This is a genomic window from Streptomyces xanthii, from assembly GCF_014621695.1.
GTDB lineage: Bacteria > Actinomycetota > Actinomycetes > Streptomycetales > Streptomycetaceae > Streptomyces > Streptomyces xanthii.
The window spans coordinates 885,653-906,694 of the sequence record NZ_CP061281.1 but is presented as its reverse complement, the minus strand read 5'-3'; the positions used below and the strand labels follow the sequence as shown (position 1 = coordinate 906,694).

At 72.2% G+C, this 21,042-nt stretch carries 18 protein-coding genes; 14 read left to right on the top strand and 4 right to left on the bottom strand.

Features of this window, described 5'->3' with window-relative positions; genetic code table 11:
- Positions 1-13 precede the first annotated feature (13 nt).
- The 4 genes from IAG42_RS04405 (at position 14) to IAG42_RS04390 (ending at position 5,029) form a co-directional block, all read left to right on the top strand.
- Complete coding sequence (locus IAG42_RS04405; RefSeq protein ID WP_188335694.1) at positions 14-796, top strand: DUF4142 domain-containing protein; 783 nt, start codon at positions 14-16, stop codon at positions 794-796.
- A gap of 356 nt (positions 797-1,152) precedes the next feature.
- On the top strand, positions 1,153-1,326 hold the full coding sequence (locus IAG42_RS04400; protein ID WP_188335693.1) for a hypothetical protein: 174 nt from the start codon (positions 1,153-1,155) through the stop codon (positions 1,324-1,326).
- 209 nt (positions 1,327-1,535) lie between these two features.
- On the top strand, positions 1,536-3,428 hold the full coding sequence (locus IAG42_RS04395; RefSeq protein ID WP_188335692.1) for a beta-N-acetylhexosaminidase: 1,893 nt from the start codon (positions 1,536-1,538) through the stop codon (positions 3,426-3,428).
- Positions 3,429-3,463: 35 nt separating this feature from the next.
- Positions 3,464-5,029 (top strand): alpha-L-fucosidase, encoded by a 1,566-nt coding sequence (locus IAG42_RS04390; protein WP_188335691.1) that lies wholly within the window; start codon positions 3,464-3,466, stop codon positions 5,027-5,029.
- Between the two features lie 64 nt (positions 5,030-5,093).
- Here the strand turns inward: IAG42_RS04390 and IAG42_RS04385 are convergent, their stop codons facing one another.
- Positions 5,094-6,740 carry an amidohydrolase gene (locus IAG42_RS04385; protein ID WP_188335690.1) on the bottom strand — a complete coding sequence of 549 codons (1,647 nt, stop codon included), beginning with the start codon at positions 6,738-6,740 and terminating at the stop codon, positions 5,094-5,096.
- A gap of 29 nt (positions 6,741-6,769) precedes the next feature.
- Entirely contained in the window at positions 6,770-8,254 is a 1,485-nt protein-coding gene (locus IAG42_RS04380; protein ID WP_188335689.1) for an APC family permease, read from the bottom strand.
- A 140-nt stretch (positions 8,255-8,394) separates the two neighbouring features.
- On the opposite strand from IAG42_RS04380, the gene IAG42_RS04375 reads away from it, so the two are divergent.
- Positions 8,395-9,087 (top strand): TetR/AcrR family transcriptional regulator, encoded by a 693-nt coding sequence (locus IAG42_RS04375; RefSeq protein WP_188335688.1) that lies wholly within the window; start codon positions 8,395-8,397, stop codon positions 9,085-9,087.
- A gap of 219 nt (positions 9,088-9,306) precedes the next feature.
- Here IAG42_RS04375 and IAG42_RS04370 read toward each other — a convergent pair whose 3' ends face one another.
- Positions 9,307-10,011 carry a FadR/GntR family transcriptional regulator gene (locus tag IAG42_RS04370; RefSeq protein ID WP_188341181.1) on the bottom strand — a complete coding sequence of 235 codons (705 nt, stop codon included), beginning with the start codon at positions 10,009-10,011 and terminating at the stop codon, positions 9,307-9,309.
- 231 nt (positions 10,012-10,242) lie between these two features.
- On the opposite strand from IAG42_RS04370, the gene IAG42_RS04365 reads away from it, so the two are divergent.
- The 8 genes from IAG42_RS04365 (at position 10,243) to IAG42_RS04330 (ending at position 18,423) form a co-directional block, all read left to right on the top strand.
- On the top strand, positions 10,243-11,343 hold the full coding sequence (locus IAG42_RS04365) for a sugar ABC transporter substrate-binding protein (RefSeq protein ID WP_223205853.1): 1,101 nt from the start codon (positions 10,243-10,245) through the stop codon (positions 11,341-11,343).
- Positions 11,344-11,351: 8 nt separating this feature from the next.
- Positions 11,352-12,860 (top strand): sugar ABC transporter ATP-binding protein, encoded by a 1,509-nt coding sequence (locus tag IAG42_RS04360; protein WP_188341180.1) that lies wholly within the window; start codon positions 11,352-11,354, stop codon positions 12,858-12,860.
- A 161-nt stretch (positions 12,861-13,021) separates the two neighbouring features.
- Positions 13,022-14,068, top strand: coding sequence for an ABC transporter permease (locus IAG42_RS04355; RefSeq protein WP_188335687.1), 1,047 nt, complete (start codon positions 13,022-13,024; stop codon positions 14,066-14,068).
- Between the two features lie 27 nt (positions 14,069-14,095).
- Positions 14,096-15,454, top strand: a complete 1,359-nt coding sequence (locus IAG42_RS04350; RefSeq protein ID WP_188335686.1) for an L-fuconate dehydratase — start codon at positions 14,096-14,098, stop codon at positions 15,452-15,454.
- Positions 15,451-16,221, top strand: coding sequence for an SDR family NAD(P)-dependent oxidoreductase (locus IAG42_RS04345; protein ID WP_188335685.1), 771 nt, complete (start codon positions 15,451-15,453; stop codon positions 16,219-16,221). Before IAG42_RS04350 ends, IAG42_RS04345 begins: the two co-directional genes overlap by 4 nt.
- Positions 16,222-16,232: 11 nt before the next feature.
- Positions 16,233-17,240, top strand: a complete 1,008-nt coding sequence (locus tag IAG42_RS04340) for an aldo/keto reductase (RefSeq protein ID WP_188335684.1) — start codon at positions 16,233-16,235, stop codon at positions 17,238-17,240.
- Positions 17,237-17,551 carry an L-rhamnose mutarotase gene (locus IAG42_RS04335; RefSeq protein WP_188335683.1) on the top strand — a complete coding sequence of 105 codons (315 nt, stop codon included), beginning with the start codon at positions 17,237-17,239 and terminating at the stop codon, positions 17,549-17,551. Before IAG42_RS04340 ends, IAG42_RS04335 begins: the two co-directional genes overlap by 4 nt.
- Positions 17,548-18,423, top strand: a complete 876-nt coding sequence (locus IAG42_RS04330; RefSeq protein ID WP_223205852.1) for an amidohydrolase family protein — start codon at positions 17,548-17,550, stop codon at positions 18,421-18,423. The genes IAG42_RS04335 and IAG42_RS04330 overlap by 4 nt, the downstream gene beginning before the upstream one ends.
- Here IAG42_RS04330 and IAG42_RS04325 read toward each other — a convergent pair.
- Entirely contained in the window at positions 18,384-19,790 is a 1,407-nt protein-coding gene (locus IAG42_RS04325; RefSeq protein WP_188335682.1) for a lipase maturation factor family protein, read from the bottom strand. The two genes, IAG42_RS04330 and IAG42_RS04325, sit on opposite strands and share 40 nt — an antisense overlap.
- Positions 19,791-19,902: 112 nt before the next feature.
- On the opposite strand from IAG42_RS04325, the gene IAG42_RS04320 reads away from it, so the two are divergent.
- Complete coding sequence (locus IAG42_RS04320; RefSeq protein ID WP_188335681.1) at positions 19,903-21,027, top strand: DUF6777 domain-containing protein; 1,125 nt, start codon at positions 19,903-19,905, stop codon at positions 21,025-21,027.
- Positions 21,028-21,042: the final 15 nt, after the last annotated feature.

Here is a 21,042-nt window from a genome sequence, read left to right as displayed (position 1 = left end):
CCGGGAGGCCCGCTTGCGTCGCGTCAACGGCACCGCTCTGATCATCGCCGCTCTCCTCGCCACCGTCGCCGCCCTGGCGTTCCCGATCTGGTCGTACGCCGACCGGTCGGGGACGGGGCAGGCGAACCTGGACGCCGGCACGGTGGCCACCCGGTGGGGGCCGCTGTCCGCGACGGACCGGGACTTCATCGTGAAGGTCCGGCTCGCCGGGCTCTGGGAGATCCCCGCGGGACAGCAGGCCATGGAGCGGGCGCCGACGCGGGCCGTGCGCGAGGCGGGGGACCACCTCGTCGTCGGGCACACCGATCTCGACCAGCGGGTGCGGTCGGTCGCGTCCCGGCTCGGCGTGGAACTGCCGAGCCAGCCGAACGCGCAGCAGCAGGGCTGGCTGGCTCAGCTGAGCGCGGCGCGCGGCAAGGACTATGAGCGGAAGTTCGCCAATCTGCTGCGCGACTCCCACGGCAAGGTGTTCGCCCTCATCGCCCAGGTCCGCCACACGACCCGCAACACGCTCGTGCGGGAGCTCGCCACGGACGCCAACCAGACCGTGCTCGACCACATCACCATGCTGGAGAACACCGGTGACGTGGACTTCGACGCCCTCGCGAACGAGGCGGCGGGCACCGCGACGGCCAGTCCGACCGGCCCGCCCCCGCCGGACGGCCGGACCCCGCGGGACCCGGCTCCGGCCGCCGGACCCACCGGTTCCCCGGAGGCGACCTCACGGCCCTCGGCCCAGCCGACGGACGAGCCGGGCCGCGTCATCGACACCGACCGTCCCGCCCCCACCTCCTGAAACGCCCAAGTCGGGCTGTGGCGGAAAGAACAGGAAAAAGCAGTCGCGCCTGAACGGTCCGTCATGGCTGAATGAACTCACGTAAACCTCTCAGGTACGTAAAATCTTCAGCCCCGGTGAGCGGACCCGCGCTCATATGGTTAGGCTGTAGCCGGACGGTCACCGCAAGTGGGTCCCACCCGATCCAGGGGCCGTCCAGGGAAAGACCGATCACCACAGGTCGATTCCACCAGCGACACCGGCGCCACCGCGCCCGAACTGGCCTTCCACTCAAGCCCGATCGGGTGTCCAGTGCCCCGCGTGAAGCTGGGCCGGTCATGCCGGTGAGGGTTACCCCGACACACAAGGAGTGCGCGGTGACACCAGAGAAGACGACGCGAGAGCAACGCCCGAAGGATCGAGCGGACCGGGCCGGCCGACGGCCGGAGCGCCTCGGCAGCCTCGAGGTCTGGGCCCGGTCGGCCCCGATCCGACTCGCGGGCTACGAGGAGGATCTCGCCGAGCCGCACATCCTGCCCAGCGTCGACTGAGTCCGACGCCACGGCTCGAGAGAAGTGGATCGCCCGCCCGCGCCTTCCTGACCGGAGGCGCGGGCCGACGTGTGTCCGGGGCTGTACAGCCCGCGGGACGAGACGTGCGGAACATCCGATGTGTCCCGGGCGGTCGCGACCGGATGTCCAAGTATTCGCCGGGGATGTCCATGGACCGATGATCCTGGGTGCGGGAATCCTCGGATCTCATGTTGACCGAGTCGCGTACGAAACCGCCCGCAGGGCGCCGCAGACCGCGCATCGTCGGCGCCGCCCTGGCCCTCCTCGTCGCGGCGCTCCCCGTCACCGCCGCCCACGCCGCCCCCGGTGCCGAGGCCGCCGCCCCGCAGACCCTGCCGGCCCTGACCGACTGGACGGCGGGACAGGGCACCTACACCTTCGGCGACCGGACCAGGCTCGTCGCCGACGACATCGCGTCCCGCCGCGTCGCCCGCACCCTCGCCGGCGACCTGCGCGCGGCCGGCCACGGCACCGTGCCCGTCACCGACGGCCCCGCCAGGACCGGTGACATCGTCGTCGACGTCGCCCCCGGCCGGGAGCCGCTCGGCACGGAGGGCTACGAGCTGCGGGCCGGGCAGCGCCTGGAGATCACCGGCGCCGCCGAGACCGGAGCGTTCTACGGCACCCGCACCCTGCTCCAGCTCCTCGCCCGGGGCGACACGATCCCGGCCGGACGGACCGTCGACGTGCCCCGCTACCCGGAGCGCGGCGTCGGCGTCTGCGCCTGCTACGTGCACATCTCCACCGACTGGCTGGAGAACCTCGTCCGCGACATGGCGTACCGCAAGCTCAACCAGCTGCTCCTCGAGATCAAGGTCAAGAGCGACCGGCACCCCGAGGCGAACACCTGGGGCTACTACACCAAGGGCGAGATCCGCCGGCTCGTCGCGCTCGGCGAGAAGTACCACGTCACGATCGTCCCCGAGATCAACTCACCCGGGCACATGGACCCGTGGATCGAGAACCGCCCCGACCTCCAGCTCGTCGACACCGACGGCAAGGCCCAGCCCTCCCGCCTCGACGTCACCAAGCCCGAGGCGTTCGCCTACTACAAGAGCCTCGTCGACGAGTACGCCGACGTCTTCCCGGCCCGCTGGTGGCACATGGGCGCCGACGAGTACATGCTCGGCTCCGACTTCGCCAAGTACCCGCACGTCCTGGAGTACGCGCGCGAGAAGTACGGCCCGGACGCCACGCCCCAGGACGCGTTCATCGACTTCGTCAACCGTGTCGAGGCCTACGCGCGGAGCAAGGGCAAGGCGCTGCGCATCTGGAACGACGGCCTGACCGGCGCCAACACCGTGCCCGTCGCCCCCGGCACCACCGTCGAACACTGGCTGAACGTCAAGGTCAGGCCCAGCACCCTCATCGCGCAGGGCCACCCGGTGATGAACGCCGCCTACTCGCTCTACCTCGTGCGCGGCGGCTTCCACACGAACACCCGCAAGCTCTACGACGAGCAGTGGGACCCGCGCAGCTTCGAGGGCGAGAAGCTGACCTCCAGCAAGGGCATCACCGGAGCCAAGATCAGCCTCTGGCCCGACAACGGTCGCGGCGAGACCGAGAACGAGGTCGCGCGGGCCACCGCCCCCGCCCTCGCCCACATCGCCCAGGTCACGTGGGGCGCCGCCCACCCCGACGCCGACTACGGCGCCTTCACCGCCCGCGCCGCGGCGGCCGGCACCGCGCCCGGTCTGCGCGACCTGACCCGCGTCCCCGTCGCCGACGGCACGTACACCCTCGCCGACCGCGCCGGACGCACCCCCGCCCGCACGGTCCGCGTCGCCCGCACCCCCGACGGCTACGCCACGCTCACCGACTCCGCCTCCGGCACCTGCCTGGAGACCCGCAGCGGCAAGCTCACCCTCAACGTGCCGCTGCAGCCCGGCTCCGCCGCCACCTGGGAGACCTGCGATCCCGAGAACACCCTCCAGCGCTGGCAGCTCACCCGTGCGCCGGGCGGCCTCACCCTCACCAACGCCATCACCCGCATGACGCTCGACGCCGGCCCCGACGGCGGGCTCGCGCAGTACCCGCCCGACCAGGAGACCCCGACGACCTGGACCCTCACCCAGAACTGAGCGGAACCAGGCCGCGACGAAAGGGACCCACCCGCATGGCACTCAGCAGACGACACCTCCTGTTCGCCGCGACGGCCACCGCCGCCGTCGCCACCACCGGCCTGCCCGCGTCCGCCGCCTCCGCGGCGACCGCGCGCGGCGCCGCCGAACCCCGCTTCCGGATCCCCGTGAGCCCCGACGACACCCTTGACGAACTCGTCGCCAAGGCGTCCCAGGTCCGGCCCACTCCCCGCCAGATCGCCTGGCAGGGCCTGGAGAAGACCGCGTTCCTGCACTTCGGCGTCAACACCTTCACCGGCCTCGAATGGGGCATCGGCGACGAGGACCCGGAGATCTTCCAGCCCACCGGGCTCGACACCGACCAGTGGGCCCGCGCCCTCGCCGACGGCGGCTTCAAGCTCGCCATCCTCACCGTCAAGCACCACGACGGCTTCGTCCTCTACCCGTCCCGGTACACCGGCCACAGCGTCCGCTCCAGCAGCTGGCGCGGCGGCAAGGGCGACGTCCTGCGCGACTTCGCCGCCTCCATGCGCCGCCACGGCATCAAGGTCGGCGTCTACGTCTCGCCCGCCGACGAGAACCAGTACCTCGACGGCGTCTACGCCAACGGCAGCGCCCGCTCCACCCGCACGATCCCCGAGCTCGTCGACGGCGACGACCGCTCCGGGCGCGACCTGACCACGTACGAGCTCGACGCCACGGACTACGGCGCCCACATGCTCAACCAGCTCTACGAGGTGCTCACCGAGTACGGGCCCGTCGACGAGGTCTGGTTCGACGGGTCGCAGGGCCGGATCCCGCCGGACAAGGTCGAGAAGTACGACTGGGACAGCTGGTACGCGCTGATCCGCGCACTCGCCCCGGACGCCTCGATCGCCGTGTCCGGGCCCGACGTCCGCTGGGTCGGCAACGAGGGCGGACTGGCCCGCGAGAACGAGTGGAGCGTCATCCCGGTCAAGGACACCGGCAACGGCAAGTACGACTACGCGCTGCCCTACGACGCGCCGGACGACGGCAGCCGCGACGCGCTCCTGGAGGCCCGCACCAAGGCCGCCTACCTCCAGTGGTGGCCCGCCGAGTGCGACGTGTCGATCCGGCCCGGCTGGTTCTACCACGCCGACCAGCAGCCCAAGTCGGTCGCGCAGCTCACCGACATCTGGTTCCGCTCGGTGGGCCGCGGCGCCGTGCTGCTGCTCAACGTGCCGCCGGACACGAACGGCCTGCTCCCGGCCGCCGACGTGACCCGGCTGAGGGAGTTCCGCGAGCGCACCGACCGCGAGCTGCCGGGCGACCTCGCGCGGGACGCGAAGGTCACCGTCGACGACGCGGGCACCCGCACCGTCGACCTCGGCCGCCCGGTGGCCGTGGACCGGATCCGGCTCGCGGAGGACATCCGGCACGGCCAGCAGGTCGAGAGCTTCGTCGTCGAGGCCGAGGGTGACGGCGGCTGGACCGCCGTCACCGGCGCGGGCACCGTCGGCGCCGCCCGCGTCCTCGCCCTCGGCACACCGGTGACGGCCCGCCGCTTCCGGCTGCGGATCACGCAGGCGCGGGCCGACGTCCACCTCGCACGGTTCGAACTGCACAAGTCGCAGGTGTGACCGCACGGGGGCCGGCGCCGCGCCCGGCCTCGGCCTCCGGCGTCGTCTTCGCTTCCGGCAGGACCTAGCCGAACACGCGCCGGCCCCCGACGTACGTCCCCTCCACCCGCGTCGAGGCGATCTCCTCGGCCGGGCCCGCGAACGGGTCCCGGTCCAGGACCACCAGGTCGGCCAGGTACCCGGGCGCGATCGTGCCGGTCTCGGCGTCGAGCCCGTTCACGTACGCGCTGCCCGCCGTGTACGCGGTGAGCGCGTCCTGGAGCGTCAGACGCTGCTCCGGCAGGAACACCGGGGTGCCCTCGGGAGCCTCCGGCACGATCCGGTTCACCGCCACGTGGATGCCCTCCAGCGGGTCCGGGCTGCTCACCGGCCAGTCGCTGCCCGCGGCGAGCGTCGCCCCCGCCCGCAGCAGATCGCCGAACGGGTACTGCCACCCGGCCCGCTCCGCACCCAGGAACGGGATCGTCAGCTCGTCCATCTGCGGCTCGTGCGCGGCCCACAGCGGCTGCATGTTCGCGGTCGCGCCGAGCGCCCGGAAACGGCCGATGTCGTCCGGGTGCACCACCTGCAGATGCGCCAGGTGCGGCCGGTGGTCCGTCCAGCCGTTGGCCGCGCGGGCCGCCTCCACGGCGTCGAGCGCCTCGCGCACCGCACGGTCGCCGAGCGCGTGGAAGTGCACCTGGAACCCGTGCGCGTCCAGCGCGGTCACGTACTTCTTGAGGTCCTCCGGCGGCACGAAGCTGATGCCGCTGTTGTCGCTCCGGCAGCCGCAGCTGTCCAGGTACGGGCCGAGCAGCGCCGCCGTGCCGTTCTCCGCGACGCCGTCCTGCATGATCTTCACGGTCGTGGAGCGCAGCCGGCCCCGGGTGCCCGCCGCGCGGCGGGCGATCAGCTCCTCGATCTGCTCGGTGCCCCGCGCCCGGTCCCACCACAGGGAACCGACCACGCGGGCGGTGAGGCGGCCGTCGTCCGCGCAGGCCAGGTACGCGTCCGTCGGGTCGGTGAGGTTGGCGTGCGAGCCCAGCAGCGCGTCCTGCCAGGCCGTGACGCCGAGCGAGTGCAGCAGCTCCTGCGCGCGCAGCAGCCCGGCGATCCGCTCCTCGCGTGTGACCTCCGGCAGCAGCCGGCCGACCAGGTTCGCCGCGCCCTCCTGGAGCATGCCGGTCGGCTCGCCGTCCGCGTCCCGCTCGATCCGCCCGTCGGCCGGGTCGGGCGTGTGCCGGTCGATGCCGGCCAGACGCAGTGCCGCCGAGTTGACCCAGGCGCCGTGGTGGTCGCGGTTGACGAGGTAAGCGGGCCGGTCGGGCACCAGGGAGTCCAGTTCGGCGGCCGTCGGCAGACCACCGGGGAAGGCCTCCATGGACCAGCCGCCGCCGGTGATCCACGCGTCGTCCGGGTGCGCGGAGGCGTACGCCGCGATCAGCTCCCGGTACTCCGGCAGGGCCTCCGCGTGGCTCAGGTCGCACTGGCCCATCTCGATGCCGCCGCCCACGGGATGGATGTGTGCGTCCTGGAAGCCGGGGATCAGCAGCTTCCCGTCCAGGTCGACGACCTCGGTGCGCGGGCCGATCAGCTCCCGCACCTCGTCATGTCCTACGGCGACGATCCGCTCGCCGCGCACGGCCACACCGCGGGCCCGCGAGCGGGCGGGGGAACCGGTGTGGACGGGACCGCCGGTGAAGACGAGATCGGCGGATGCGGTGCCGGTCATGGGGCAACTCCTTGTACGGGGTGAGGTGTTCAGCGGACGTTCTCGGGCGCGGTCAGTTCGACCGCGTCGGCGTCGGTGCCGCGCCCGGTGACGAAGTAGGGGGAGCGGCGCCGGTACTTGGCGAAGGCCGCCATCGCGAGCCCCGAGACGATGATCGCCGCGGGGATCGACAGCATGAACCAGCCGTTGTCCGGGGTGAGTTCGAAGTGGTCGCTCATCGTCGCGTAGTCCCGGCCCAGGTAGATGCCGATGGCGAGCAGCGCGATGCCGCTCAGGCCCGGGGCGACCACGGCGCGCAGCGCCTCTCGGGTGTTCGTGCGCAGCATGCCGCGGAAGCGGACGGCGCAGGCCAGCGCGGTGAGGCCGTAGTAGAGGGCGACGACGAGGCCGATCGAGTTCACGGCCGCCAGGATCATCTCGTTGAGCTTGGGGATCGCGAGGGCGAGCAGGGCGATGGCCGCCGAGATCGAGGTGACGAGGACGGTGCCGAGGGCGGGGGAGCCGTACTTCGGGCTGATCTTCGTCCAGACCTGGCCCATCGTGCGGTCCCGGCCCATCGCGAGCATGCCGCGCGCGGTCGGGATCACGCTGGACTGGAGCGAGGCCACCGCGGAGAAGAGCAGCGCCATGAGCGGCAGGCTCGCCAGCGGCTCGTCGGCGAGCTTCGCCCCGAGGTACGTGAGCGCCTGCGGGCCCTGCTCGACCAGCTCGGACAGCGACATCTCGCGCTGGAAGGCCACGGACCCGTACAGGAACAGGGCGAGCATCGTGAACAGGGCGATGAAACCGCCGCGGCCCGCGTCGCGGACGTCCTTGGTCTCCTCGGTGACGCTGAACGCGGCGTCCCAGCCCCAGAAGAAGAACACGGCGAGCACCAGGCCCTGCGCGAACCCGGTGCCGCTGTGGATCGCGAACGGGTTCAGCCACGACCAGGAGAAGTCGTGCGAGCCGGTCACCAGGGACCAGCCGCAGAAGCCGAGGAGGACCGCGTACTCGAAGACGAGCAGCCAGGTCTGCAGCCGGGTCGCCTTGCGGACCCCGGTGACCGCGGTGACGGTGACGGCGGCCAGGATCACCAGGCCGACGACGGTCGACAGGGCGGTCGAGTTCGGGTCGAGCCCGAGGCCGAGCAGCGAGTGCAGGCCGGCCTTGTTCGCGAACTGGAGGAACACCGAGCCGGTCACCGCGGTCGTGTACGCCATGAAGATCAGGGTGCCGAGCAGGGTCACCCAGCCGGTCAGGAAGCCCAGCCAGGGACCCAGCGAGCGGCCGACCCAGACGTAGCCGCTGCCCATGTTCTGTTCGTGCCGGTTCAGCCGGGCGTACGCCGTCGCGATGCCGAGGATCGGCACGAACGCGACGAGCAGGATCGCCGGGGCCTGGAGCCCCACCGTCATCGCGAGCGAGCCCATGCCGATGCCGATGCTGGTGGTCGCGGCGGTGCTGGAGGCGGCGACGGCGATGCCGTCGACCACGCCGAGGGAACGACGCAGACCTGGTGGTTCACTTCTCATGGACGCACTCCTGAAGAGGCCAGAGGGTGTGAGCTGTGGGGAGTGGCTGCGATCAAACAGGCCTTGTCAGCATTGCGTCAATGGTGTTGACATAAGGGGAGCGCGCGGTGACCGGGCGGTGGCGGAGGAGGGCGTACCGGATGGCGGACGGACGGGTTCCGGAAGAGCGGAAGCGGCGCAGGCCCACGAAGACGGGCCTGCTGCTGTCGGAGGACGTGATCGTGGACTGCGCGCTGCGCCTGGTCGGGCAGCACGGCCCCGACGCGCTCAGCGTGCGCCGGCTCGGCGCGGCCCTCGGCTGCGACCCCAGCGCCCTGTACCGCTACTTCCACAACACCGACGACCTGCTGCTCGCCGTCGCCGACCGGATCATCGGCGGCGCGATGGAGGGCTTCGAGCCGGACACGATGGACTGGCGCGCGGGGCTGCGCGAGATGGGAATGCGGATCCACCGCGGATACCGGGCGCACCCGCGGGTCGCGGCGCTCGCCGCGTTCCGCGTGACCCGGCGGGCCCACGAGTTCCGGGCCGTCGACACGGGGATCGGGCTGCTGCTGCGGGCGGGGTTCGCGCCGGCGGAGGCCGTGCGATGGTACTCCGTGTTCGTCGACACGGTGCTGGGGCACGCGGCGCTCGACGCGGCGTACATGGCGCTGCCGGACGAGCGGCGGGGGGCGGACGATCTGGCCTGGGGGGCCGTCTACGCGGAGCTGCCCGAGGGGGAGCATCCGCACATCGCGGCGGTTCGGCCGCATCTGTCATTGATGGCAGGCAGCTCGTTCGAGGGGGCGCTGGATCTGCTGATCGGAGCGCTGAGCGCTGCCGCGCCGTAGCGGGCGGTTCGGTCTCGTCGCCGGGTGCGGGCCGGTGGGGGCTGGTCGCGCAGTTCCCCGCGCCCCTGGAGATGCGCACTTCGTGCGCGATCTCCATCGGGGCGTCGGCGCATCGGGGAAATGCGACCCGAAGGGTCTGCATTTCAGGGGCGCGGGGAACTGCGCGAGAATCCCCACCGGGCCGCACCCGGCGACGAAACCGGCGGAGTCACGGCGCGCTCAGTCCCGCGGCAACTGCAACCGCAGCCACGCCTCGACCTCGCCCACATGCGCCGCCGCCGCGGCCCGCGCGGACTCCGGGTCGTGCGCCGCCAGCGCCGCGTGGATCCGCGCGTGCTCCCGCCGGGTCCGCTCGAACGCGCCCTCCTCCTGGTACCCCCGCCACACCCGCGCCCGGAACGTCCGCGACGACAGCCCCTCCAGGATCGCCGCCATCGTCTCGTTCCCGGCGGCGGCCACGATCGCCCGGTGGAAGGCGAGGTCGTGGGAGAGGATCTCCTCGGGGTCGTCCGTGGCGTCCATCGCCGCCAAGTGCTCCTCCACCTCGGCGAGTTGAGCCCGGCTGATCCGCGCGGCGGCGAGTGCCGTCGCCGTCGACTCCAGGATGCGGCGCACTTCGAGGAGCTCCACGAGCTGCGGCCCGCGCGACAGATCGGCGACGACCCCGAAGGTCTCCAGCAGGTCGCCTGCCTCCAACTGCGTGACGTAGATACCGGATCCGTGCCGGGCCTCCAGGACGCCGAGCACGGTCAGCGCCCGGATCGCCTCCCGCATCGAGGAGCGGGAGATGCCGAGCTGCGCGGCCAGGTCCCGTTCCGTGGGCAGCCGTTGCCCCGGTTCCAGGCTGCCGCTGCCGATCATCGCCTTGAGCTGCTCGATCGCGCGCTCCGTGACGGTGCCCCTCCGGGGCGCGGTCTGCTCCACGATGACGTCCTCCCGCTGCTGGATGCGGCGCAGTCTAACCAGCAAGGTGGTCCGACCACTACCGGGATGGTCGGACCTATCTGAGGTCTCGGAGGCGTAAAACCCGAGAAAACTTGGCTCCGCGGGGTGTTGGTCGGGCGAAGTGGTCTGATAAATATTCCGGCGCGGCCACAGTCGGGACGGGCAGTACTCGGTCGCACCCCATGACTTCCGGAGCCGAGGAGCGGTCCGATGACTGGCACCACGAAGCGCACGTACGGTTCGAAGGGCGGGGCGGTCGCACGGCGGCGGACCCTGCGCGCGGCGGCCCTCCTCGGTGCCGCCGCCCTCGCCCTGAGCGCCTGCGGCAGCACCAAGGACGACGCGGCCGGCGCCGGAGGTGGCGGCGCGGGCGACGGCAAGGGCAAGGTCGGCGTCATCCTGCCGCTGCTGACCTCGCCGTTCTGGCAGTCGTACAACGACTACGTGCCGAAGATGGCGAAGTCCGAAGGTGTCGACGCGCTGAAGACCGTCAACTCCAACAGCGACCCCTCGCAGCAGATCACCGACATCAACAACCAGCTCAACCAGGGCGTCAAGGGCCTCGTTGTGGCCCCGCTCGACAGCGCCGCCATCGCCGCCGGCCTCGACCAGGCCGAACGCAAGGGCGTGCCCGTCGTCGCCGTCGACGTCGCGCCCGAGAAGGGCAAGGTCGCCATGGTCGTGCGCGCCAACAACGTCGCGTACGGCGAGAAGGCCTGCGAGTACCTCGGCGGCCAGGTGAAGTCGGGCAAGGTCGTGCAGATCATGGGAGACCTGGCCTCGGTCAACGGCCGCGAGCGCTCCGAGGCGTTCCGCGACTGCGTGAAGGAGAAGTTCCCCAAGCTGAAGGTCCTGGAGATCCCCGCCAAGTGGGAGTCGGACGCGGCGGCCTCGAAGCTCGACACCCTCCTCAACGCCAACCCCGACATCAAGGGCATCTACATGCAGGCGGGCGGCGTCTACCTCGCCCCCACCCTCCAGACCCTCAAGTCCAAGGGCATGCTCAAGAAGGCCGGCGAGAAGGGCCACATCGCGATCGTCTCGAACGACGGCATCCCGCAGGAGTTCGACGCGATCCGCAAGGGCCAGATCGACGCGACCGTCTCCCAGCCCGCCGACGCCTACGCCAAGTACGGCATGTACTACATCAAGGCGGCGATGCAGGGGAAGACGTTCAAGCCCGGCCCGACCGACCACGACTCGGAGATCGTCCAACTGCCCAGCGGCATCCTCGAGGACCAGCTGCCCGCGCCGCTCGTCACGAAGGACAACGTCGACGACCCGAAGCTGTGGGGAAACACGGTCAAGTGAGCGCCGACGTGAGCACCCCGCTGGTCGAGGCGCGGGGCATCGCCAAACGGTACGGGCCCACGGTCGCTCTCGCCAACGGCCGCCTCACCGTGCGCGCGGGCGAGTCCCACGCGCTCGTCGGCCGCAACGGCGCGGGCAAGTCCACCCTCGTCACCGTCCTGACGGGCCTTCAGGAGCCGGACGCGGGGACCCTGTTGTTCGACGGGGAGCCCGCGCCGCCCCTCGGCGACCGCGAGGCCTGGCGCGCCAAGGTGGCCTGCGTCTACCAGAAGCCCACCGTCGTCCCCGAACTCACCGTCGCCGAGAACCTGTTCATCAACCGGCAGCCAGAGGCCCGCCGCGGCTTCTTCAGCTGGAAGAAGCTGCACACCGAGGCCACCCGGCTGCTCGACACCTGGGACATCCACGTCGACCCCGGCGCCCGCACCGCCGACCTCAAGGTCGAGGACCGCCAGATGGTCGAGATCGCCCGCGCCCTCAGCGGCGGCGCCCGCTTCATCGTCCTCGACGAGCCGACCGCCCAGCTCGACAACCGCGAGATCGAGCGCCTCTTCGCCCGCATGCGGGCCCTGCAGGACTCCGGCGTCACCTTCCTCTTCATCTCGCACCACCTCCAGGAGGTCTACGAGGTCTGCCAGACCGTCACCGTGCTGCGCGACGCCCGCTGGATCACCACCGCGCCCGTCGCCGAACTCCCGCGCCCCGCACTGGTCGAGGCGATGGCGGGAGAGGCGATCGCCGAGCAGGCGGCCGCCGCGGCGGAGGCCGTCGTCGAGCAGCACGGCGTCGACGCGCCGGTCGTCCTCGACGTGCGCGGCCTGACCTCGGACACGTACCGGGACGTCGACCTCACCGTGCGGCGCGGCGAGGTCGTCGGACTCGCCGGATCCAGCGGCAGCGGCAAGATCGCCCTCGCCGAGTCGCTGGCCGGACTGCACACCCCGGCCTCCGGCACCGCCCGGATCGACGGCGCGCCGCTGCCCTTCGGCGACGTCTCCGCAGCCCTCGCCGCGGGCGTCGGCTGCGTGCCCCGCGACCGCCACGACCAGGGCCTCGTCACCGGGATGTCCATCGGCGACAACGCCACGATGTCCGTCCTCGGGCGGCTCGGCCGGTACGGGTTCGTGGGCACGGACCGCAAGCGCTCCGTCGCCCGGGACCTCATCGAACGCCTCGACATCCACGCCGAGGGCCCCGAGCAGCCCGTCTCCGACCTCTCCGGCGGCAACGCCCAGAAGGTCGTCATGGCCCGCGCCCTCGCCTCCGACCCGCACCTGCTCGTCCTGATCAACCCCACGGCCGGCGTCGACGTGAAGTCCAAGGAGTCCCTGCTGCGCCGCGTCGACCACGCCCGCGACGACGGCACCGCCGTCCTGGTCGTCTCCGACGAACTCGACGACCTCCGCCGCTGCGACCGCGTCCTGGTCCTCTTCCACGGCAAGGTCACGGCAGAACACCGAGCCGGCTGGACCGACCAATCTCTGATCGCCTCGATCGAGGGCGTCGACGATGAGTGATCTTGCGAACAGCCGCTCCCTGGGGCGCACGGAGTGCGCCTTCAGGGGCGCGGGGCCGTATCGATCAGCGACTCCGTCGCGGGGCGCGACCAGCCACGACGGACCCGCACCCGCCAACCAACCCTTCACCCCTACGGCGCATACGCGCCCAGGAGCCCACCATGGCTGACACACAGGCCCCGTCGGCCTCGACCCAGCACACGCCCACCACATCGCAGACCACCTCAAAATCCGGCTCGGCGAAGAACGTCGTACTCCGCCGAGCCCGGGAACTCGCCCTCGTACCCGCCCTGCTCCTCCTCCTCGTCCTGGGCGCGATCCTCAACGACTCCTTCCTCACCGAACGCAACCTGATCTCGATCCTGGGGGCCTCCGCGGCCCTCGCGATGGTCGTGCTCGCCGAGTCCCTCGTCCTGATCACCGGCAAGTTCGACCTCTCCCTCGAATCGGTCGTCGGCATCGCCCCGGCCGTGGGCGCCCTCCTCGTGCTCCCCGTGGCCCAGTCCGGCTTCGGAACGGAGTTCCCCGCCGCGCTCGCCCTGCTCTCGATCCTCGTCGTCGGTGCGGCCATCGGCGCCTTCAACGGCGTCCTCGTCGTCAAGCTGAAGCTCAACGCGTTCATCGTGACGCTCGCGATGCTGATCATCCTGCGCGGCCTGCTCGTCGGCGCCACCAAGGGCAAGACGCTGTTCGGCATGCCGGACGCGTTCTTCTCCCTCGCCACGACCACGCTCCTGCGCATCCCCCTGTCCGTGTGGCTCGCCGCGATCGCCTTCGGCGTGGCCGGCCTGATCCTCAAGTACCACCGCGTGGGCCGCGCCCTGTACGCCATCGGCGGCAACGCCGACGCCGCCCGCGCCGCCGGCATCCGCGTCGAGCGGGTCATGCTCGGCGTGTTCGTCGTGGCCGGCGTCCTCGCCTCCGTCGGCGGCATCATGCAGACCGGCTACGTCGGCGCGATCAGCGCCAACCAGGGCAACAACATGATCTTCACGGTGTTCGCCGCGGCGGTCATCGGCGGCATCAGCCTCGACGGCGGCAAGGGCACCATGTTCGGCGCGCTCACCGGCGTCCTCCTGCTCGGCGTCGTCCAGAACCTGCTCACCCTCGCCCAGGTCCCGTCCTTCTGGATCCAGGCCATCTACGGCGGAATCATCCTGCTCGCCCTCATGATCGCCCGGGTCACCACCGGCCGCGCCCAGGACTGATCACCGCCCCCGCCCGAAAGGCAGCCCGTGACCCCGACCACCCCGCGCGTCACCGCGGTCGACACGTACGACATCCGCTTCCCCACCTCACGGGAACTGGACGGATCCGACGCGATGAACCCCGACCCCGACTACTCCGCCGCCTACGTCGTGCTCCGCACCGATGCCGCCGACGGGCACGAGGGACACGGCTTCACCTTCACCATCGGCCGCGGCAACGACGTCCAGGTCGCCGCGATCCGCGCCCTGCGCCACCATGTGATCGGCCGCCCGCTCGACGAGCTGTGCGCCGACCCCGGCACCCTCAACCGCGACCTGATCGGCGACAGCCAGCTGCGCTGGCTCGGCCCCGAGAAGGGCGTGATGCACATGGCGGTCGGCGCCGTCGTCAACGCGGTCTGGGACCTCGCGGCCAAGCGCGCCGCCAAACCCCTGTGGCGGCTGCTCGCCGACGCCGAACCCGAATGGCTCGTCTCCCAGGTCGACTTCCGCTACATCGCCGACGCCCTCACCCCGCAGGAGGCCCTCGACCTGCTGCGGGCCGGACGAGAAGGCTCCGCCGCGCGCACCGACACGCTCCTCGAACGCGGCTACCCCGGCTACACCACCTCGCCCGGCTGGCTCGGCTACTCCGACGAGAAGCTCACCCGGCTCGCCCGGCAGGCCGTCGCCGACGGGTTCACCCAGATCAAACTGAAGGTCGGCGCCGACCTCGACGACGACATCCGCCGCTGCCGCACCGCGCGCGCCGTCATCGGCCCCGGCATCCGCATGGCCGTCGACGCCAACCAGCGCTGGAACGTCGACGAGGCCGTCGAATGGACCCGCGCCCTCGCAGAGTTCGACCCGTACTGGGTCGAGGAGCCCACCAGCCCCGACGACGTCCTCGGGCACGCCGCGATCCGCCGCGCCGTCGGCCCCGTCAAGGTCGCCACCGGCGAACACGTGCAGAACCGCATCGTCTTCAAGCAGCTCCTCCAGGCCGGCGCCATCGACGTCCTCCAGATCGACGCCGCCCGTGTAGGCGGCGTCAACGAGAACCTCGCGATCCTGCTGCTCGCCGCCAAGTTCGGCGTCCCCGTCTGCCCGCACGCCGGCGGCGTGGGACTGTGCGAACTCGTCCAGCACCTCTCGATGTTCGACTACGTCGCCCTGTCGGGAACGACGAAGGACCGTGTCATCGAGTACGTCGACCATCTCCACGACCACTTCCTCGACCCGGTCGTCATGCGCCGCGGCCACTACGCCGCGCCCACCGCACCCGGTTTCTCCGCCACCATGCGCCCCGCGTCCATCGCCGAATTCACCTACCCCGACGGTGAGTTCTGGGTGAAGGACCGCGCCGGGCAGCCCGCCACCCACCAGCCGAACGGAGCCGCAGCATGAGCGACAGCAGCGTCCAGGACTTCGCCGGACTCAAGGCCCTCGTCACCGGCGGCGCCTTCGGACTCGGCCGCGCCACCGCCGAACTCCTCGCCGCGCGCGGCGCCGACGTCGCCGTACTCGACCTCGACACCTCCACCGTCGACAAGCCGCTGCGCGCCCACACCGCCGACGTCACCGACGACGCCTCCGTCCGCACCGCCGTGAGCGCCGCCGTCGAGGCACTCGGCGGACTCGATGTCCTCGTCAACAACGCGGGCATCGGCGCCCAGGGCACCGTCGCCGACAACGACGACGCCGAATGGCACCGCGTCCTCGACGTCAACGTCGTCGGCATGGTCCGCGTCACCCGCGCAGCCCTGCCCGCCCTCCGCGCCTCCCGCCACGCCGCGATCGTCAACACCTGCTCGATCGCCGCCACCGCCGGACTCCCGCAGCGCGCCCTCTACTCCGCGTCCAAGGGCGCCGTGCAGTCCCTCACCCTCGCCATGGCCGCCGACCACGTCCGCGAGGGAATCCGCGTCAACTGCGTCAACCCCGGCACCGCCGACACCCCCTGGATCGGCCGCCTCCTCGACAAGGCCGACGACCCGGCCGCCGAACGCGCCGCCCTCGAAGCCCGCCAGCCCACCGGCCGGCTCGTCTCCGCCGACGAGGTCGCCGGCGCCGTCGCCTACCTCGCCAGCCCGCTCTCCGGCGCCACCACCGGCACCTCCCTCGCCGTCGACGGCGGCATGCAGGGCCTGCGGCTGCGCCCCGCCGGACAGTGACGGAGACCGCGATGCGCACCCGCACCCTCGGCCGCACCCGCGTCCCCGTCACCGCCCTCGGCTTCGGCGCCGCCGGCATCGGCAACCTCTACACCCCGGTCGGCGACGACGCCGCCCGCGCCGCCGTCGACGCCGCCTGGGACGCGGGCGTGCGCGCCTACGACACCGCCCCGCACTACGGCATCGGCCTGTCCGAACGCCGCCTCGGCTCCGCCCTGCGGGCCCGGCCCCGAGCCTCCTACACCCTGTCCACCAAGGTCGGCCGCCTCCTCACCCCGTACGAAGGCGGCGGCGACGACCTCGACCACGGATTCGCCGTGCCCGCCACCCACCGCCGCGTCTGGGACTTCAGCGCCGCCGGGGTCCGACGCTCCCTGGAGGACAGCCTCGAACGGCTCGGCCTCGACCGCGTCGACGTCGTGTACCTGCACGACCCCGACGACCACGCCGAACAGGCCTTCACCGAGGCATACCCGGAACTGGAACGGCTGCGCGCCGAGGGCGTCGTCGGGGCCATCGGCGCCGGCATGAACCAGGCGGAGATGCTCGCGCGGTTCGTCCGTGACACCGACCTCGACGTCGTCCTGTGCGCCGGCCGCTACAGCCTCCTCGACCAGCGCGCCCTCACCGGCCTCCTGCCCGCGGCCGCCGAACGCGGCGTCTCCGTCGTCGTCGGCGGCGTCTTCAACTCGGGCCTGCTCGCCGACCCGAAGCCGGGCGCCACCTTCGACTACGCCGCCGCCGAGCCCGGCACCCTGGACCGGGCCCTGCGCCTCAAGGCGCTCGCCGAGCGGCACGGCACCACCCTGCGCGCCGCCGCCCTCGCCTTCCCGTTAGGTCACCCGGCCGTCGCCGGCCTCCTCGTCGGCACGCGCTCCGCCGCCGAAGTCACCGACACCGCCGCCCAGTTCGAGGCCCGGGTGCCGGACGCCTTCTGGCAGGAGGCCCGGGAGGCGAGGCTGATCGGCGCGGACATCCCCGTACCCCGAGCAAGCCCCGAACAGGAGCAGCCCGCGTGAGAGTCGCCCTGCACACCAAGGTCCGCGCCGACCGCGTCGAGGAGTACGAGCGGGCCCACCGCGAGGTCCCCGCCGAACTCGCCGCCGCCATCCGCGCGGCCGGCGCCACCCGGTGGACGATCTGGCGCAGCGGCACCGACCTCTTCCACGTCCTCGAGTGCGAGGACTACGGGCGCCTGCTCGCCGAACTGGACCGGCTCCCCGTGAACATCGCCTGGCAGGCCCGCATGGCCGAACTCCTCGACGTCGTCCACGACTACTCGGCCGACGGCGCCGACGCCGGACTCCCCGTCGTCTGGGAGCTGCCGTGAGCGCGGCCGACGACCCCGGGATCATCGACGCCCACCACCACGTGTGGGACCTCGCCGTCCGCGACCAGGACTGGATCACCGGTCCCGAACTCGCCCCGATCCGGCGGGACTTCACCATGGCGGACCTGGCTCCGGAGGCGCGCGCGGCCGGGGTCGGGGCCACGGTCCTCGTACAGACCGTGACCGTCGCCGAGGAGACCCCCGAGTTCCTCGCGCTCGCCGCACGCGATCCGCTCGTCGCCGCCGTCGTCGGCTGGACGGACCTGACGCGCCCGGACGTGAGCGACACGCTCGCCCGCCTGCGCGAGCTGCCCGGCGGAGCCCACCTCGCGGGCATCCGCCACCAGGTCCAGGGCGAGCCGGACCCCGCGTGGCTGCTCCGGGACGACGTGACCCGGGGCCTCGCCGCGCTCACCGCGGCCGGGCTCGTGTACGACCTCGTGGTGCTCCCGCACCAGCTGCCCGCCTGCGTCCGGGCCGCCGCCAGGCACCCCGAGCTCACCTTCGTCCTCGACCACGCGGGCAAACCGCCGGTCTCCACAGGCGAGTTCGAGCCCTGGGCCGCCGACCTGCGCGCGCTCGCCGCGCTGCCCAACACCGTCTGCAAACTCTCCGGCCTCGTCACCGAAGCCGACTGGGAACGCTGGACGGTCGCCGGCCTGCGCCCGTACGCGGACACCGTGCTGGACGCCTTCGGCCCCCGGCGCGTCATGTTCGGCTCCGACTGGCCCGTGTGCACGCTCGCCGCCTCGTACGGCCAAGTGGTCGAGGCGGCGCGGGAGTTGGTGGGCGGCTCGGACCCGGACGTGTTCGCCGGGACAGCGCGCCGCGTCTACCTCAGCCGGGTCGGCGGCAGGAACTCGCGCACGTAGGTCCGCTCCCACCACGCGCCCGTCTCCCGCAGCTCCCGCCACGTCGTGTACCGGTAACGGAAGACGCGGGCCCGGACGTACGCGGGCGGCGTGTCCGGGAACGGGTTGTGGCGCAGCAGCCGCAGCGTGTCCCGGTCGTTGTCCAGGAGCCGCTCCACCAGCGGACCGAACCACGGGCGCGCGTACGCGGGGGAGAGCGCGGCGAACCACATCAGCCAGTCGAGCCGCAGATGGTACGGGGCGAACTGGCGGGGGAGCCGGCGCGGATCGCCGGGCTTGCCGTGGAACTCGTAGGCCCGCCACTCCGCGTCCGGGCGCGGCCCCGCGTCGGCCGTCCCCTCGATGACGATCTCGTCCCGGATCCGGCCCACGCTGCCGAACGCGCCGTAGGTGTTCACCAGGTGCAGCACGTCGTAGGAGCGGTTCATGCTCTGGTGGCGGGACAGCAGATTGCGGGCCGGGCGCACGCTCAGGACGGCGACCAGCGCGGTGAGGGCGAACACGAGGATCTCGTACCAGAGCGGCGAGGCGGGCAGCGCGGGCGGGGAGCGCAGCGGGGAGAGGTCGAGGGCGGACGCGGCGATCACGATCGCCAGCCAGTTCAGCCAGGCGAAGTTCCCCGACAGCACCAGCCACACCTGCGTCACGATCATCACGGACGCGGCCACCGTGGCGACCGGCTGCGGGGTGAAGAGAAGGAACGGAACGGCCAGCTGCGTCACGTGGTTCGCCGCGACCTCCACGCGGTGCAGCGGGCGCGGAAGATGATGGAAGAACCAGCTCAGCGGGCCCGGCATCGGCTGCGTCTCGTGATGGAAGTACAGACACGTCAGCTTCCGCCAGCACGCGTCCCCGCGCAGCTTGATCAGACCCGCGCCGAACTCCAGGCGGAACAGCAGCCAGCGCAGCAGGAACAGGACGAGGACCGGCGGCGCCACCTCGTCGTTGCCCAGGAACACCGCGAGGAACCCGGTCTCCAGGAGCAGCGACTCCCAGCCGAAGCCGTACCAGGTCTGCCCCACGTTCACGATCGACAGATACAGCGCCCAGGGCGCCAGCCACAGCGGCAGCGTCGCCCACAACGGCACGAACCGGTCCACGCCCGCGAGGAGCGCCGCCGACAGCGCGGCCCCGGCCCAGGCGCACCCCGCGAAGAAGCGGTCCGAATAGTGCAGCCGGAACAGCGTCGGCGCCGCCCGCCACGGCACCCGCTCCAGATACCGCGGTACGGGCGTCATCCCGCGCTCGCCGATCAGCGCCCGGAACTGCAGCGCGGCCCCGGCGAACGCGACGAGGTACACCGCCGCGAGACCCCGCTGGAACACCAGCCGGGCGAGCCAGTAGTCCGGGGCGACGAACCAGTCCACCCCTCCAGTGTGGGCCCCGCCGGGCGGCCCCGGCACGACTTGCGGGCCCGTACGGCCTGCGCCCGACTGGAGCGGAGAGATCAAGGACGCCGCCGTACAGCTGGGAGAACACGTGCGCGCACGGATCAGGACCAAGACGTACGTCACCGCGCTCGGAATATCCGCGGCGCTGCTGCTCGCCGGGTGCTCGTCCGGCGACGGGGCCGGGGACCAGACCGTCGGTGTCGCCGCCGGCGCCAAGGGCACGCTGCACCTGCAGCCGATCACCGACGACGGCCCCGACCCCTTCACGGACTCCACCGCCACGTCGGACGCGACACCGCCACCCGTCACCCGAACGCCGCAACCGGCCCCGAGCGGCAGCGCCACCGGCAACCCCGAAGGCCTGAAGTCCTACTCCGGCTCCACCCCCGGCCTCTACGGCGGCACCCGCTCCGTCGGCAGCTGCGACGTCGAGAAGCAGGTCCGCTTCCTCACCTCCGACCAGGCCAAGGCGGGCGCCTTCGCCGAGGCGAGCGGCATCGACCGGGCCGACATCGCGAGCTTCCTGCGCGGCCTCACCCCCGTCGTGCTGCGCGTGGACACCCGCGTCACCAACCACGGCTACCGCGACGGCAGCGCCACCAGCTTCCAGTCCGTCCTCCAGGCCGGCACCGCCGTCCTCGTCGACCGGCACGGCCTGCCCCGGGTCCGCTGCGCCTGCGGCAACCCGATCGCCGCGCCCGTCGCCCTCAAGGGCACCCCGCGCCAGAAGGGCAAGGCCTGGGAGGGCTACCGGCCGACCGAGGTCATCGTGATCACCCCGGCGCCCCAGATCATCCAGAACATCACCATCATCAACATCGTCAACAACACCTGGATCCAGCGCCCGATCGGCGACGACGGCCACCACGACAAGCCGGTCCCGCCGCCCAGCCCCACCCCGACCTCACCGTCACCCAGCCCCAGCGACTCCGAGACCTCGCCGAGCCCCTCCGACTCGGAATCCGACTCCGCGTCCCCGAGCGACAGCCCGTCGAGCAGCGAGTGCCCGACCCCCACGGCGACGAGCACCCCCGTCAGCCCGTCCCCCTGGCCCTCCGGCTGCCCCACCCCGACCCTCGCCTCGGACTCCCCGTCCCCGGACACCTCCTCCGACAGCCCGGCCCCCGACACGGTCCCCGAATCCCCGGACCAGCCCGACGGCGCGGGCCTGATCCCGGACGCCTCCTCCCAGGACGAAGCGTCCGCCGGCTGACCCGGGCGACGGCCT